This window comes from Carboxylicivirga sp., from assembly GCF_982718395.1.
Genome location: NZ_CEXQWX010000003.1, coordinates 66,220 through 84,614, shown reverse-complemented (window position 1 = coordinate 84,614; position 18,395 = coordinate 66,220). Strand labels below are relative to the sequence as shown.

The following is an 18,395-nucleotide window of genomic DNA, read 5'->3' as shown; positions in this document are numbered from 1 at the left end:
CGTTAATTTGGTATATCATAAAAAATATGTCCACCGGCCTTTCCATCTTTCCACTTAACATGATTCAAATCATTAAATCCTCCATTTCCACCTTCTGGCACATTATGCTGTTCATACCCTTTCTTATACTTTAGTCCTTTTTTTCTTCCTACATATTGTTTGTACCTATTCATTAATCCTCTAGTTTCTTTAAGAAACCTTAAGGCATCAGAACTTGTTGGCACTCGCACATGAAACCTACCCTCACCACTATTCTTTACCAATTCTACAGCATCATCCCAAGCTTTTGTACCTGGTTTAATAACTTCCAGCTTTGAAGCTAACTTGTTTATTTTTCCAAGTAATACCGCTCCTTTCAATCTCGCACTTAAACCTGAAGCACCATTTAGACTAAGTCCCTTAGGTTTCTTATACTTTCCTTTTAATAGTATTGCGGCCGTGGTGACGAGTGATACAGATAACTCAACTTTTTGTTCTTCGGTTCCATTTGCATAAGTATCAGCAACTGCACTTGGAAGATTTATAAGATTATTAGGTAATTGTTTTACTTCTTCATATGCTTCAATATACTCACTTTTAACGTCATCCCACGATTCGAAACTACCTTCCCCTCTTTGTATAGGGGCCAAAGCTTTAAGGGTCTCTCCAATATTATTTACAACAATAGGTGCATAACTCTCCTTATAAAGTTGCTCTATGGAGTTCATAGTCAATATTATACTAGACGGTTGTGTTACCATATTAGACGTAGTATTAGCATTGGTTGTCGGAGGGGTAATTTCTTCCCAACCAAGACCTTCACCTCTATTTCTAAACATCCTACCGTTTTTATCAGTGTATGTATCTCCTTTTGCCGCTTTACCTGAATTTGCTGTATTTTGGTCAACAGATTTATCTCCCAATGGATCGATTAGAGCAATTGGATTACAATCCATACTACAATAAGAGCTTTGCCACGGGAACACTTCCGGATCTGGGGTTTGCCAGCGCCCAATACGTGGATCCAAACTTCTAAAGAACGTTGTATAGCCAGTTCCTCCGGCGAGACCGTTGTCGCGCTCACTGCCCTGATACCCGTAACGGTAGGTCTCTGCTACAAAGCTGCGCCCCGGCATATCCATACCATATGGGTAATAGTCGTGTAAAGATATAATTTCTGCCTGATTCTCATCATTTTTCTCTCCACTTACCACAGCACGTACTGTTCCCAAGTGATCGCTTAGTTCGAAACGAAGCTGGCTTAAATTCACACGAGAGGACTCGTGCGATAGCGGTGATTCGTGCGGCAGCAGCGTTGTTATTAGCTGGTTAGCAGCATAACTACCCAGTCGACCGCTGCCGTATAGCATAAAGTCGTTTAGTACGGTTGTACGCTCACCAGCCGTGTGTGTATGGGTATAAATGGCCATTGGCACACCCATAGCATCATAGGCGTAATACGTTTGCGTATAGTCACCGTTAGACTTCAACTCTTTTTTACTGAGTCGCAGTTGCATGGCATCATAGGCATACTCCACAGTAGGCTTGCTGTTATCGGTTGGTACCAGTCGGCATATTTTGCCATAGGCATTGTATTCAATGCGTGCTATGCCATCGTGCCTGTTGCTTACCAATCGTCCCATGGCATCGTAGCTGTAGTTATGGCTGGCTGCATCACCCAGGTTAAAGACTCCCTGGTCTTCCATATCGGTAGCCACAGAAGCGGTTGTTACCGCATCGTTTACATGTAGCAACTGGTTATTCAGCTTCAGTGTAGTACCATCAATTACCTGCGTGGCATACTTATAGGTCATATCATCGAGCATTGCCCCACCTGCCATGGTACGGCTCAGGCTCATAATGTTGCCATTGGCATCGTAGCTAACATTTACAGCATAATCATTGCCTGTCATACCAACAACATCGTCTATGCTATTACCGGTACTTGTTTTACTGCTGATAAAGCGGTTCAGCAGGTCGTACTGGTAGGTTTGTGCCATCACATCGCCATTGTCCATACCCACCTGGCTAAAGGCCGTATTGGTAATGGTACTGCTAATGTTACCGCTGTACAGATTGGTGCTGCCGGTTGGTCTTGGCATTTCTGCATTGGTCAGACCTGTATCCTCACGCGTATAATCACCGTCATAGTAGTGAAGAGCTTCGGCAAACACATCACTGGCAAAGTCAGATCTTTCATCACTTTCGGTCATAATACCAGCCGGGTTGTTAATGGCTTTTAACCAGCCATTAATATTATACACATAGTCCACCTTCTGGATGTAATCGCCCAGCTGTTTGTTCTTCAATGGTCCATGCAGGTAGTATTCGTACTCTGCTACCTGTGTCCAGCTTTTGTTATCACTTGGTGTGCGGCTAACCACTACCTTGCTCAGGCGGTTATCGGCATCATAAAGATAACGGTGCGCAAAGGTTTCGCCTGCCACATCTTTTTGGTAAATGATCTGCTCAACACGGCTGGTTAACGGACTGTAAACGTAATCAACTGTTGTATGTTTTACTTCTCCGTTAATGGTCATCTCCTGCACTGCCCAAATGACACGTCCGTGTACATCGTAGCTAAAGTAGGTAGCACCGGCGTTGTTATACATTTTGGTTAAGCGTCCGCTTGTATATTGCTGCGTATAACCTTCCAGTACTTCAATTGGTTCATCGTAGCTATACCAGGTTTGTTCGTTACGCTGTGCAGCATCACCTGCCCAATTGGTATTATCTACATAGGCCATCAGGTAGTTATTATTCCACGGTACCTTCTTCTGTTCATCTGCCTCCTTCACCTGATCGCTCAGGTAGCGTTTATCAACCTCTGTAATACCTAATATACCCTGCGGTTCATATTTATAGTCAATACGATAGGTGTAATCAATTGAACCATCTGGCTTACGTTTAATCACCTGTGTTATCTCACCGGTTACCGGATCAATTTCATCTACGTATTGTAATACATCCCATACTTTCACCTCGGTAACTTTAACATTACCTACCGGCTCGGTCAATACTCCTACTTCATTTATACGTCCTGTCTCTTCATCGTAAAGTGTGTAGTTCATTTCAAAGGTACCATCTGTTTCACCTGTTTCTGCAGCTATTTGAATAGCATTACGCGAGAAGCGGATACGTCCGGCCTTATCGTAATAGAACTCTGTTTTTCCTTCATCAGGCGACTCGTAGCTGAGTGTGTATAGACTGTTAGACTCATACTTACTCTTCATACCCATATTCTCACCCTCTGCATCATCCTGCATATGCAATGGTATACGTTGCAAGTTGGCTTCATCATCCGGATTGATATAATCAATTCCTTCAGGTGGCACTGTGGCAATCAATCGGTTACCAAAGTCATACTTATAGATGGTGTAATGATAGGTTCGCTGCTCATATGAGATATCGAAGTTTTCGTTCATATTTCCGTAGCAGCTGGTCATATACTCATTACGTATCTCATGTTTAATGTTACGGATAGAGTCAGTGATGTACTGTGTGTAGGCACGTTCAAAGGCCATCTCACAGTTATTCAAACAACTGGCCTCCATTTCCATGTCCATCAGATATCGCTCCAGTTCACCAAGATCCATAGAAGCTGTTTCTATAATAATTTCTTTACAGCGGGTAAGACGCTGTTCCATATCAGCCACATCAGGATAAACAATCTCCATGGTTTCCATTACCCGTACTTCCCTTTCTGCGTAGTCGGGTAATAGTTTACCTGGGTTATTCTCATCTTCGGCTGCTTTCTCCATATTAGCTTTCAACTCCTGGCAATAAGCCAATTGATCATCCCAGGCTTTTATCTCCGCCTCATCTCCACCGTCTGGTCGTGGTCCAAGTGCGTCAATACAGTTCTGTTTTTGTTCCTCCCAAAGCGTATTGGCATATTCTTCGGGATCATTCAGTTTCAATCACCTGTTGTAAGCTTCCTGGGCATCAACAAGCGCTTTTTTGAACTGCGATATTATAATGGTTGGGAACTGACTAACATCATAGGTCATCTTCACCATACACTCTTCGCTTAAAGGCGAGCAATTGGTACAAGCATTGTCAGGGTCGCCCTGTGGTTGCCAGTCCTCCATATTCATCACCGGGCTGGTCACATCCAGTTTAGTAAACAGGAAGTCAACCAGATGATAGCTTAAGGTATCCAGCAACTCCTGATTATATACTACTTTGTCATTTTTATCATAGGTACGTTTACCGGCCTCGTCCAGTTCACACAGCTCATCAGCCGTATATGGGAATCCTTTACCAGCTTCGATGCTTGCCTCCCACTTATTAAGCAAATATTCAACACCGTTCAGTAATGAATCAGCTACCTCATTGGCATTATCCATAAATACACTGTTGCAGCTTTCGCAAGGTGTTGATTTGGCATTATCAGGATCTGTACAACCACGCATGCACATATCGTAGTCAAAGTGTGCATAACGTTCCTTTAAGGTTGCATATTCTTCATATAACAGTACTGCCCTATCATCACTCAGATAGTTATATAGATCCTCGTTTAACGGATAGAAATGGTCTACCAATCGGTAGAAAGGAAATTTAAACAATTTGCCGACATTAAAGGTATAGCCCGAGTTCTTTATCTCTTCCTTCACCTCCAACATCTGCTGTTTGATCTCATGATGATGCTTTTCGCACATTTCTTTACAGTCAACAGTGAAGTCGTCCTCATCAATTTCACAATTCATCATGCAATCGCCATTGATTACCACTTTAATCAATTGGTAACCACTAGTTTGTAATCTATCTATAGGCTCATTATCGCGCAACAATGGCATTGACGAGCTTGTCAGATCAGCACCCTCAACAGCTTGAACAGTGTAACTGTATATTTCAATATTCTCTTCCTTGAGCTGCACCATGTAGTTACGGTCGTAAGCTGCGATAAACGCCTTGTAAAGGTCGGATGAAGTACTCAGCAGATTACCTTCAATCACATCCATCAGCGGATATTCTTCGCGCATAATCTGACGTCCGTACTTGAAATAACCATCCAGATCGGTCATGTAGAGGGTATGATCTCTTTCCTCTAAACGAACTTCATCGGCATATTTTACAATCTTACCATTATTACCGGCTTCACGCGGGTCAACCTGACCTGAACAGACTGTCGTTATCAGGTTCTTGATCTTATGGTTACCGGCGTCGGCCAGCATAATATCACCGTCATTACGTACTAATATGCCTGCAGGATTATTAAAACGGGCAATACCAAGGTTATCTTCGGTGTCATCCACATCGCCTGATGCTCCGCTGGCACTGCCACAGATAACTCCTGCGCTCACCGGCGTCTGACTGTAGTCAATACTGATTATGTTGTGATCTCCGCTGTTGGACACAAATACATGGTTAAATCCGTCAACACCAATGGATACCGGCTTATTAATTCCCTCACTGCTTCCGGCCAGGGAATCCCATGTACCGTCCTGGTATTTCCTGTAGATGGTATTCCCCTGCATATCGGCTATAAACAGGGTTCCATGCTTATCAACCGCCACATCAGTAATACTTGTCAGTGGTAACGCAGCTACATCAATAACTTCCAACTTATTTTGGCTAGTAATGCGGTAAAGACCATTATTTTCACTGGCTACATAGATGTTTCCTTCCATATCGGTACAAAGCCCGGTTGGTGCCGCAAAGTTGCTAACCATTGTTCGATTGAGCACTTCTGTCACCTCACCATCTAAACTCAATCGTACCACCCGGTTTCTGCCTTTATCAGCGACAAATAACATTCCTCTTGCACCATAGGCCGGTGCATTACTATAGACAATATCCGATGGATGATTGAACTGAGTAACCGGACTATTATTCGTTCCCGCCACCGCAGGTTCACCTGCAAACAAACCTACTTCACCAAGTCCCTCAACAATTCGGATAACATGGTTACCTGCGTCAGCTATGTATTGCTTACCATACTTATCGATGGCCACACCCATTGGCATAAAGAACGATGCATCGTCCATCATTCCAGATGAGTAACAACCACCACCATCACCATATAAGCTGAATGCTTCATAACAGTCAATATCCGGTACCCAATCCTGCATATGCTCTTCGGTGTAATTATCCCGCAACAGGTAATAAGCTTCGTGTTTGAAATACTCGCCTCTGAACTGCTCCTTAACATCCGCTGAATTGGCACGCAGCATCAACTCAATATTGTCTGACGCTTCCTGAAGTATATCAACTCCTGATTCAGCATCCTTCAATGGTGTGATGGTTCTTTCAACAGTAAAGCCTGCCGGGCCATTTAAGATTAACTCTTCGTTGAAAACCTCTACCTCTTCATTATTACCTCCACATACACTTTGTGATGGTATCAGTTCATTAGCATACTCATATTCAACAACACCTGTAGCATTATTGGTTATTTTGACCAATACATTGTACTTACACTCCTGGCAAAGATCACCGGTTTCGCTGTTCATAAAGCTGCTTAGCTCCAGTGTATAATGCAGTTTCACTTTCACCTCGCCATAAGGAATATCAAAGCGTGACACGGCTGTCTCGCCCAACGCATTGCCATCGAACATACCTGCCTCCAATGGATTGACATGGATTGTGTAAGCTTCCATTCCCGGCTCATCCAGCTGTTGAAGTCCATCCAGGTAAGCATCTGTCATGGCTGTGGCAATAACTTTACCTTCATTATCCTTGTAAGTAATATAGCCCACCCCGTCAGCATCATAAGTCATCGTTTTGCTGATGGAAGCTAAATCAATGGCATCCACATAGTTTTTACCAAAGGCATGAATCAGTTCTTCTTTGGTTGGTTTACCGTAGAAGTGCTTATTCTCTTTGCCTCCGTTCATCCTGAATACTTCTCCAGCTCCATTGGTACTTAAATAGGTCCGGTTAATCGGACTCTTATAAGCAACATTATAGACGTATGGATAACCATTGGCATTATCTACAAAGTCTTCCACGCTGTTGTTACTGTAGTAGTGTCCCACAGTTCCTTCACTCTCATTCACCTTTGGTGCATCCAGTAAGGCCGTTAATCCAGTTGCCTGATTCTGTACTACTTCCCTGTCGAAATGTTCGGTGCTGAAATCATATAGAGTATTACCTTCTTCGACTTCGAAGAAGTTAACTGCGTAGCCAAATTGCTTCTCTAGTTTTGGTGCCGGTAAGGTTTGAACGGTTCCTCCGCCTTCTTCACTGTAAACCATTTCTGCAGTCAGAATCTTTCCTTCGGTATTATTCAGTCCCTGTACCTGTCTGGTTCTTCCCAGACCATCCATATATACAATTCCCTGACTGGTGATACCATCATCCAGGTAGGTTTCAGAATAAACCCAATTGATATTATTGGTATGGGCATTACTTTGCAGATGGTCGAATGCTGTCATTTTTACCCCCGCCGGTTCGGTATAGAAATGTCCGGTACCTGACCAATCTATGATTTCATCGCCATATTCATCCAGCTCATAAACCAATCCTGTCTGCCAGTGCCAGTACTCTTTTACTTGTCCTGAACCAAGCACATCCTGCATATTATATGAACCGGCACCTCCTGCGGTCACATTAACAGTTGCTATTTCAATGCGCTGACCTGCGGCCCAGTCCGGTACCTGAAAGCCCATTTCGCTTTCCATTGATGGCGCAACACGCAGGTAAACTTTGTAATCCGTCAAACCTTCCTGTAATTCAGGTAGTGCGTCATTGTATGTCCAGCTAAACACTCCTGATGCAGGGATTGTTGTCTCCAATTCAAAAGGCGCGGTCAGGTTAATTAACCTGTTATTTGCGTTTAACTCCAATGCTTCACACGATGTATAAGATTCAATCTGCATGCGACACATAGTAAATGTCACCCCTGGAATTTCAGGGTTAGTGATAACACAGAAATAACTTCCATCTTTGGTTTTATCAACATTCTTTATTAATAAATCACCACCGTCAACCTGATAGTTAATACCATCCGATATTACTTTGTCAAACACAATGCCTTTGACTTTATACCATGTGTAGATATTATCAGGGTGTGGGTCATCTACTATTAGATTAACAGCATAATCTTCACCTTGAATAACCTGATGTTTACCACAAGTATATCCTCCATCCAGACGTTGATCATCAAATTCAAAGCGATCATCATTACAAATACTGATAAAGTTGAATATTTTCCAGAAGCTGAAACGGTTACCACCAAACTTAAATCGCTTAATAGCTGGTAAGTCACATAATCCATCCGGAATATCTCCTGATATATCGTTATCGCCCAAATCGACTTCTTCCAGTTCTTTCAAATCCGTTAAACAATCGGGTAGACTTCCGGTAATAAAATTCTTAAACAGGTTTAAGAACCTCAATTTGTTTAAAGTACATATGTCATCCGGTAAATCACCGCTTAGATCGTTGTCAGATAAATCAAGACCAATCACGTTACAATTATCATCTAATTGAACACCATACCAACGTGAGACATCTGGGTTTCTTGAAATATCCCAATCGTTTGTAAGATCATTATCATTTTCCGACTTCCAGTTTTCTCCTCCCAATGCATCGTAAACAGATAATAATGCCATTAATTGCTCATCAGGAACTTCACACGGTTCACTTATGCTTAAGTTAAAATCGCAACTTCTTATTACAATATCTGCTACACTGCTATTGCTTACTTTGCAATAGTACAAACCTGTATCTTCTTCTGATACCCTGCTAATGGTCAAATTACCATTTGTTACCACGTATTTGTCATCGTCTATATCTATCACCAAATCATTATGGTACCATGTGTAAACATTGGATGGATGTTGTTCTGTATCATCCAGTCGAATTGTAAAATCAACATTTTCAGTTGCATTTAACTCTCCACAATCCGACGAATCAGGTAAACGTTGTGGCTCCCAGTTGATATCGATGTTATCGCATTGCAACATTACCTTTATAATGTCCATAAAGCTAAAGCGATTACCACCCAGGTTAACTTTGCGTAGCCTTCTTAATTCACATAAACCATCAGGGATATCACCATCCAAATCATTATCTGACAGATCTAACTCTCTAAGGCCTTCTAAATCAGAAGTACATTCAGGAACTGATCCTTGCAGGCTATTATTACACAGTCGCAACCATTTTATATAACGCAAGCCACAAATTTCGTCACTAATAACTCCTTTTAAGTTATTGTCACATAAATTTAACCCAACAATATTACAGCTTTCATCTACTTCAACTCCGTACCAGTTTCTCACATCAGGATTATTTTCTATATCCCAATCGTTGGACTCATCTCCATCTTTTTCAGAGTTCCATGACGGACCTCCTGCCGCATTATAGAACGCTATAAGGGAGTTAATTTGCTCCTGTGGAATCACACAAGTATTCTGAACTATCACCGTTATTGGTTCACTAAGCAGTACAAAACCCGGCAATTCAGGATTACTTACGTATATGGTATATTTTTTCTGTCCGGTTTCTGTAAAAGTTGTACTAAAATCATTGGTATTATTATCGGCGTAAGTGTAGCTAAAGTCAGGTGCACCTCTTCCCGGACGGTTTCTTCCGCTATACCATTCGTATACATTACCTTCTTCTGCTTCATCAATTTTTATTTCGTAGGTAAATTCTTCCCCTACATTGACATATTTACGTTCCGCTTTACCAAAGCGTTGCTGAGGTGAATATATTGGATACTTAGTATCTAAACTGTTTAAATAATCAGCATGCGGAAGTAAGTCTTCAAAGGTAAATTTATTGTCGCGTATATTAGTTCTATCCACATTACTTAAAATATTTAATGGAATTGACGCATCCATATCATTTAAGCGAGCATAGAATCTGGATAGCATTGGTAAATTACCTAATTCAGGATCAATCTTCTCAGTTAAAAAGTTATCCTGAACATATAAGTATTTAAGCGTGCTTAATGTACTAAATGATGCCGGTACTCCACCTGTAAATTCATTGGATTGCAGGTTAAGCGTTTGAATAGAACTCATGGTTTCGCCCATATATGAAGGTATATCTCCTTTTAAGATATTTCCTTTCACATTTAGTGAAATCAAACTACTCAACCGACCTAGTTCCGCCGGAAGCTGTCCTGTAAAATCATTTACCGATAAATCAATATGCGTCAGCGTTGTTACATCTCCTAAAGCACCTGGTATCTCTCCATCCAGGTAATTCTTTTGCAGGTATAGTTTCTTTAAGCTATTAGATTCTGATAAATCTTCCGGAATATTACCTTCTAAGTCGTTATCATCCAGGCGTAGCTCCGTAAAGTTTTCTAATTCTCCAAAACCGACAGGTATCTCCCCTATAAGTTTAAGCGATCCTAAGTCAAGTACCTGGAGTGTAGGTATTCGTGCAAGTCCCTCAGGAATAGACTGAACCTCAAATGCATTGTTTTGCAAATAGATATGCGTAATGCTTCTGGAGTCTTCTAAGTCTAATGGTATGCTACCTGTAAACTGATTATCGCCTAAATTCAACTCCTTAAATCCTTCTTTGTCTCCAAACCCAAATGGAATATCTCCTTTTAATCCATTTTTAAATAATCTAAGTTTTTCTAAATGCTCTAATTCAACTATAGATTCGTAAACCTGACCTTCCAACTGGTTAGAGTTTAGATATAAATATCTTAAGTAAGGTAATTGAGCCCAAATATCAGGCAGAGTACCTGTAAGGTTATTGGATGCCAGATTTAAGCCAACAACATGACAATTCTCTATATCAACACCTTTCCAATCGGTTATATCATTTTCATCCTTCCATGTTTCATGAGGCTTGTGTTTATCCCTATTTACGTCTTCTGACTTCCAGCCTTCACCATTGGTTAAAGTAAAGAGTGTTTTTAAAGCCTCCAATTCGCTATCTTCTATACAGTTGTTGTTAACTGTAACTGTAACTGTTTTACTCATTAAAGTAAGCTCCGGGAACATTGGGTTTGTTACATAAGCCGTAAATCTGCTTCCCTCACCCTCTAAGAATTGAGCTTTGAAATCATTATCCAATGCTTCGTTGGTAGTTGTATAAGTAAAAGATGGGTCATCAACTCCCGGTTTTTTACCACGTCTATACCACTCGTAAGTACTTCCGGCAACACTTTCATCTATTGATACTTCATGTACAAAGTCTTCATCAGGGTGTACATCATAACTTACATCATCTCCAAAACGCTGTTGTGGCGCATATATTAATCCCCCATCGGTACGACCATTAATGGTGCTTTCATGGTTTTCTAAATCCTCAAAAGTGTATTTATTTCCATTTAATTTACTTGAGGAGCATTCAATGATTGCAACCGGTATATTGCCATGCAAATTGTTTTTAGATAGGTCAACTCTTTCCAGTAAATTATTGGTTCCTAACGATGCTGGTATAGTTCCATCAATATCGTTATTAGCTAAATAAAGCTCTGTTAAATAAACTAAGTCTGCAAGTGATTCCGGTATTGATCCGCCTAGCTTATTATTTGATAAGTTTATAACTTTTAAGTGACTTAACTCGCTGATATAAACTGGCAATTCGCCTTTTACATCTACACCTGAAAGGCTTAGTTTGGTTACATGGCAATTTTCGATGGTTACACCATACCAATTGTTAACCGGATTATCACGATTCCACGTTTTAGATTCATCATATTTATTCCATTTGTCATCTTCAGACTTCCATGTTGCACCTTCTAAATCTTCAAATAACCTTTCCAGAATCAACACTTCATCCTCAATAGAACATTCCGAATTAATAGTAACTGTAACCGGATTACTCTTCAACACTAAATCCGGGAACACAGGATTAGTAACGTAAGCTGTAAACTTACCTCCTTCTCCTTCTAAAAACTGAGTTATAAAGTCATTGTCCGGTTTATCTAACGTAGTGGTGAAGGTGAACGATGGGTCCCCTTTACCTGGTTTCTTGTTATTTTTATACCATTCGTAAGTACTTCCTACAACACTTTCATCAATCAATACTTCATGCACAAAATGATCATTAGGATGCACTTCATAATCTGTTTCCTTACCAAAAGTTTGTTGTGGACTATAAATAAAACCGTCATCAGTACGGTTATTTATAGCTTCGGCATGCGGTTTAAAATCTTCAAAGGTGTATTTATTACCTTTAATATTAACAGAGGGACAATTGATTATTGAAGCAGGAATAGCACCTTCAAAGTTATTATCAGAAAAGTCAACCATGGTCAGCTTCTCAAAATTCTCATATCCTACAGGGATTTCACTTTCTAGACTATTTCCACTAAAGTCTATTACTTCAAGTTTCTCTAATATGTGAAGTTCTTCTGGTAACTGACCTGTAAGCTCGTTATTATGTAATTTAAGTATTCTTAAATGCTCTAACTCTCCAAACTCGCTAAATCGAGGTATTTCACCTTTTAATTCATTATCTCCCAGGTTTAACTCCTCGAGGCTGGTAAATTCACACATAACTTCAGGAATAATACCTGAAAAATTATTACCTGATAACCTCAGTACACGAAGAAATTTCAGATCCTGAAGGTATTCGGGAAGCTCTCCTTCCAAATCATTGCCCGACAATCTTAATTCCGTTACATGACAATCTTCTACAGTTACTCCATACCAGTCACCTACCGGATTATCATCGCTCCATGTTTTTTTATCATTGAATTTTTTTGAACCAACGTTCTCACTCTTCCATCCCGGTCCGTTAGTATCGGTAAAGAATCTCTTCAGTATCTGAACTTCTGTATCAGGCACACAGTTATTCCTATCCGTCACCTGTATGATAAATTGCTGATTTGCTTTAGCATTGTGGTTATCCACAACCTCAATATTAACATCAAAATCAAGGCCTTTATGTTCTTTGCTTGGTGTTCCTGTTAATAAGTAAGTGTTATCTCCTGTCTTGGATAAGCTTAGCCAACTTTCTTCCGGTGTTACTAATCGCACGGTTAACTCATCATCTAGATCTTTATCTGTAACACAAACCGTATAGTTATAGCTGACATTAGGAGCTGCAAGTGACATTTGTGGTTCACTACAGAAAGAAGGTGTATGGTTGATTGAGATAGTAACCGGTTCGCTTTGCAAAGTTAATAGTGCATTACCATCTGCATCTTTAAACTGATTATTGGTCACGTAAACTACATAAGTACCAGCCTGATCTTCTGATAAAGTAACTTCTAAATCATTATTCTTCGTACCATCTGTAGTGTATTCGAATGCCAGTGATTCAGTGCCATTTTCTATATCTTGCTTGTACCATGAATAAGTACTACCTATTATATTTTCGTCAATTTGGATATTGTAGACAAAGGGTTGGCCGGCAATCGCTACCACAGACTCAACCTCACCAAAAGGCTTTTGTGGTGCGTACATAAAATTATCACCTTCCTTATCAGTGTAGTAAGATATTAAATCCTCAAAAGTCATTTGGTTATCATATGACTTTAGCATATTAATCTTTGTCAGGCTTCTATAATCTGCGTTTATGCCTCCCGTTAAGAAGTTCCCCTCAACCTGCATCTGCGTAAGGTTGGCATTAGAAGAAAGGGATTTTGGTAAGTCTCCGGTTAGTCTATTATTTTTCAGTCGTACATGTGTTAGTGACGACATACCATCGAAAATATCTGGCACTTCACCTTCTACTTGAGTATCATAAATATAGAAGTGACGTATACTTTTCAAGCCACTCAATGATGGTGGAATAGTTCCCGAAACATCAGGTAAAAGACAAATAAATAAATCCTGCAAATTTGATAGCTCTCCAATGCTTTCTGGAATTGTTCCGTGAAAGTCATTGTCCCAGAGGGCAAGGGTGATAAGGTTTGAAAGCTTACCCCAAATTGGCGGTATCTCTCCATTCAACTGACAACGCGATACATCAAAATATTGTACACTACTTAAACCTTCAAGTTCGGCAGGCAAAGGTCCTGTCAGTTCATTCATACATAAATAAAACCTTTCCACCTTTGATAATTTACCATATTCAGGTGGGATCGAACCTGTAAACTTATTATTCCAAAGCCATAACTCTGTCAGTTCTGTCAGTTCTCCAATTCTAACAGGTAATGGCCCCCCAATATAATTATGATGAAGTCCAAGACGTTTAAGCCCTTTTAAATCTCCTATTGATTCATTAATGTGCCCACTTAAATTATTTGACTTTAATAAAATTTGAGATACAGAACCACATGTTTCATCAACGGTTACACCATACCAAAAACGAACTGGTAATTCACTTAACCAGTTGGTATTATTCTTCCAGTTATCTCCACCGGTACTATTATATAGATCAATTAATGCTTGTCGTTCTTCAGCAGGTACGTCACAGTGTGAAACATTAATCGTAATCGGTTCACTTTGTAACGTTAATAGTGCATTACCATCTGCATCTTTAAACTGGTCATTGGTTACATAAACAACATAAGTACCAGCTTGATCTTCTGTTAAGGTGACTTCTAAATCATTATTCTTCGTACCATCTGTAGTATATTCGAAAACTGGTGATCCACTATCAGGTGTAGTGCCTTCTCTATACCAAGAGTAGGTACTGCCTACCATCTCTTCATCTATAGTTATATTGAATACAAAAGATTCTCCCGATATCGCATTGACACTTTCCTCTTTACCAAACTTCTTTTGTGGAGGATAATACATTCCAACACCAACCATTTTATAAGCATCGCGGGCATCTATAATTTCGCTAAATGTGAAATTATTGTTACTTACATATAAAACAGCTCCTGTTTCTGACAATTCTGGTGGAATTATACCATTCAAATTATTGAATGAAAAATGAAATATACTTCCATTAATAAGTTTACTTAACGTACCTGGGATAGGACCTCTTAAGAGATTGTTTGAAAGCTTTAAACTCCTCAAGTTAACAAGTAAACTTATTTCATCAGGAATAAACTCAGTGATGTCATTAAAAGATAGGTTTAAGTCTTCTAACTTAGTTAAAGAACCTATTGAGGCAGGTATAGGACCACTAATACTATTATTAGAAAAATCTAAATATTGCAAACTGGATAATAAGCCCAGCTCAGGTGGAATGGCATCAGTTAAATAATTATCAAATAAATACAATTTTTCTAACTTAGATAAACCACCTAATTCTCCAGGTATTGGGCCAGTTAATGAATTAAACGCTAACGATAAGTATTCCAATTTTGTTAATTTCCCAAGCTCCGGGGGAATATGACCAATTAAATCGTCGTTAAATGCAAATCGCAGAAAATTCAAGTTCGAAAGCTGACTTAACCCAGCTGGTATTGAACCATTTAATTCATTTCGTACCAGCGATAATTTGGTAACAGAACAACTACCATCAGCTATATTTTCTTCAACGGTTACTCCATACCACTCACTCACAGGGGTATCAGTTCCCCAGTTTGTATTATTTTTCCAGTTGGGGCCATCTGTCGCATTATATAATGCCATTAAAGCATCACGTTCTGATTGTGGAACACAATCTGCCGGATTAACTACATTAATTGTAATTGGCTCACTTTGTAACGTTAATAGTGCATTACCATCTGCATCTTTAAACTGATCATTGGTCACATAAACGACATAAGTACCAGCTTGATCTTCTGTTAAGGTAACTTCTAAATCATTATTCTTAGTACCATTTGTTGTGTATTCAAATGCCAATGATTCAGTGCCATTTTCTATATCTTGCTTATACCATGAGTAAGTACTTCCTATGACGTTTTCATCTATTGCTATACTATAAGTGAATGGTTCGCCGGATATTGCTTCGTCCGTTGTTGATTGACCAAATTTACGTTGAGGACTGTAACGTAGAGTTTTGCCACTAGGATTATTTAAAGCTATTTGATGCGGAACAAAATCTTCAAATGTATATTTATTATGATTTAAAAGACTATATTCAACTATTGCTCCACCTGGAATTTCCCCTTCCAGATAGTTATTAGAAACATATAAATATTTTAAACCTGAAAGTGAGCCTATATCACCAGGTAACTGACCTGTAAATTCGTTACTTCTTAAATCCAAGGTTTTCAAGTTAGACAACTTTCCTAATCCTGTTGGAATTGTACCTGAGAATGAATTATAAGCCAATATCAGATCCTCCAAAAGGCTCATATCTTCAAATGAGGAAGGAAGGACCCCACTTAAATTATTTACAGATAAATCAATAAACCTTAGTTTTTTTAGATTACCTAGAGACTGAGGTAAATCACCTGAAAATTGATTCCAAGATAAATTAAGATATTCTAAGTTTATCAATTGACAAATACTTTCAGGAATTTTTCCGTCAACGTTATTCTCTAATAAGTCAATTTCTTTCAATTGATTCAAAAAACCAATGTTAGAAGGTAACGAACCTGTAAACATATTTGAATTCAGATATAAAATCTCTAGCGACTCTATTGTTGTTATTTCTGGTGGGATATTCCCTGTTAATGCATTTAAGTTAAAATTTAAGTATCTTAAATAAGGTAGATTTTTAATTTCAGAAGGAATACTCCCTCGCAAGTTATTTCCATTTAATTGTAGCTTTGTTACTCTGCATAGGTCTTTATCTACAGTCACCCCAAACCACTCACTAACTGGCTCTTTAGATCCCCAATTTGTATTATTCTTCCAGTTTGGGCCACCTGTTGAATTGTACAATGCCATTAATGCTTCGCGTTCTGATTGCGGAACACAGTCTACAGGTTGAGTAACATTAATGGTAATCGGTTCACTTTGCAATGTTAATAATGCATTACCATCGGCATCTTTAAACTGGTTATTAGTCACATAAACCACATAAGTGCCAGCCTGATCTTCCGTTAAAGTAACTTCTAAATCATTATTTTTAGTACCATCTGTGGTATACTCAAATGCTAAGGTGCCTTTACCTCCAGTTCCATTCTGTTTATACCACGAGTAGGTACTTCCATCTATGGTTTCATCGATATCAATATCGTAAACAAATGGTTTGCCGGCTATAGCTTCAACTGTTTTTGCTTGACCAAAAGTTCGTTGAGAATTATAAATTAGCACCTTACCATCTTGAACAACCAGCTGTTGTCTATGAGGAATCAAGTCTTCAAACGTATATTTATTAGTACTAATACTGGTTCTGTCTGGCCAGTTTTGAAATGGAATAATACCCTCAAAGAAATTATCACCTAATTCTAAGATGCTTATTTCAGGTAAGCTACCAAGATCTTCCTGAATAGAATGTGTTAATAAATTGTCACTAAGATATAATTCTTTCAGTTTGATTAATTTATTTAAACCTAGAGGAATAGGGCCAGTTAAATTATTATAATTTAACCATAGGTATTCTAATTTTGATAAATCACCTATCCAAAGCGGTATTTCCTCAGACAGATTATTAAAGTTAAGCCACAAAATCTGTAATTCACTTAGATTCTTTAATTGCTCTGGAATACCTCCATGTAATTCATTTGACCTTAAACTTAACCATTTTAAGTTACTAAGATTTCCAAGTGAAGTAGGGATGGGTCCGGACAAGTTGTTCATCCCCAACATTAAATACTCTAGGTTGTATAGTTCTCCTATGGTATTCGGAATTTCTTCGGATAGGTCATTTGATTTTAAATCAATAGAGACTAAAGCATCCAATTGCTTAATGGAATTGGGCAATTGTCCAATTAGATTATTCTTAGATAAGTATAAATATTTGACCCGCTGAGTATTCTCGTCAACTTGTATTCCATACCAATTACATACAGGATTTTCATCACTCCATGTTTTATTCGGATCATATTTTGCATGACCTGGAGTTTCTGAAAACCAATTTTTTCCTCCTGTTGACTGATAGAATTCTCTAAGAGCATCTATATCACTTTGCAAAACAGGACAAATATTCTCAACAACTGTAATAACAAAATCATGAGTCACTTCTACTTTACCGTCCGTTAAGATAAGGTCTATCGGGTACGAACCAACTTGTTCATTCGTAGGAGTACCTGATAAAATTGCTGTCCCATTATCAATAGCCTCAAGTTTTAACCAGGAAGGTAACTCTGTTTTTGAGGAAAGGGTGAGTTGATCAGCTAAATCATCATCCTCAAAGGTTATTTCGTAGCGATATTCCTGATCATTGTTAACACTCTCTTTAGGTGAACTTGTGATTCTTGGTTGATTATTATTAATGACAGAAATTGTAAAAGATTGTGATACATCCACGGTGCCATCATTCACAATCAATTCAACCATATGATCTGCAATATGCTCAACCGCTGGTTCTCCTGATAATTTGTAATTACCCAGCGTTCCTGAAAAATCTAACCAGGTTGGTTTATTCTTTACAGTAACAGTTAATACATCATTTTCATCAACATCATTTACCTGAATATTATAGGTATACTCTGATCCAACATAGGCACTAAGATCAGGAGATGAAATAAATTCCGGCGCATGGTTGGGCTCGGACACAACAAGCTCATAGGTTTGTGTATCAGCTTCGGGACCATC

Annotated in this window: 2 protein-coding genes; both read right to left on the bottom strand. The window is 39.0% G+C overall.

What is annotated here, in order from left to right; translation table 11 throughout:
- Window positions 1-2 precede the first annotated feature (2 nt).
- Window positions 3-3,899 (bottom strand): RHS repeat domain-containing protein, encoded by a 3,897-nt coding sequence (locus AC4MRQ_RS01270; protein WP_491195819.1) that lies wholly within the window; start codon window positions 3,897-3,899, stop codon window positions 3-5.
- Window positions 3,900-18,356 carry a leucine-rich repeat domain-containing protein gene (locus tag AC4MRQ_RS01265; protein ID WP_491195818.1) on the bottom strand — a complete coding sequence of 4,819 codons (14,457 nt, stop codon included), beginning with the start codon at window positions 18,354-18,356 and terminating at the stop codon, window positions 3,900-3,902.
- Window positions 18,357-18,395 lie beyond the last annotated feature (39 nt).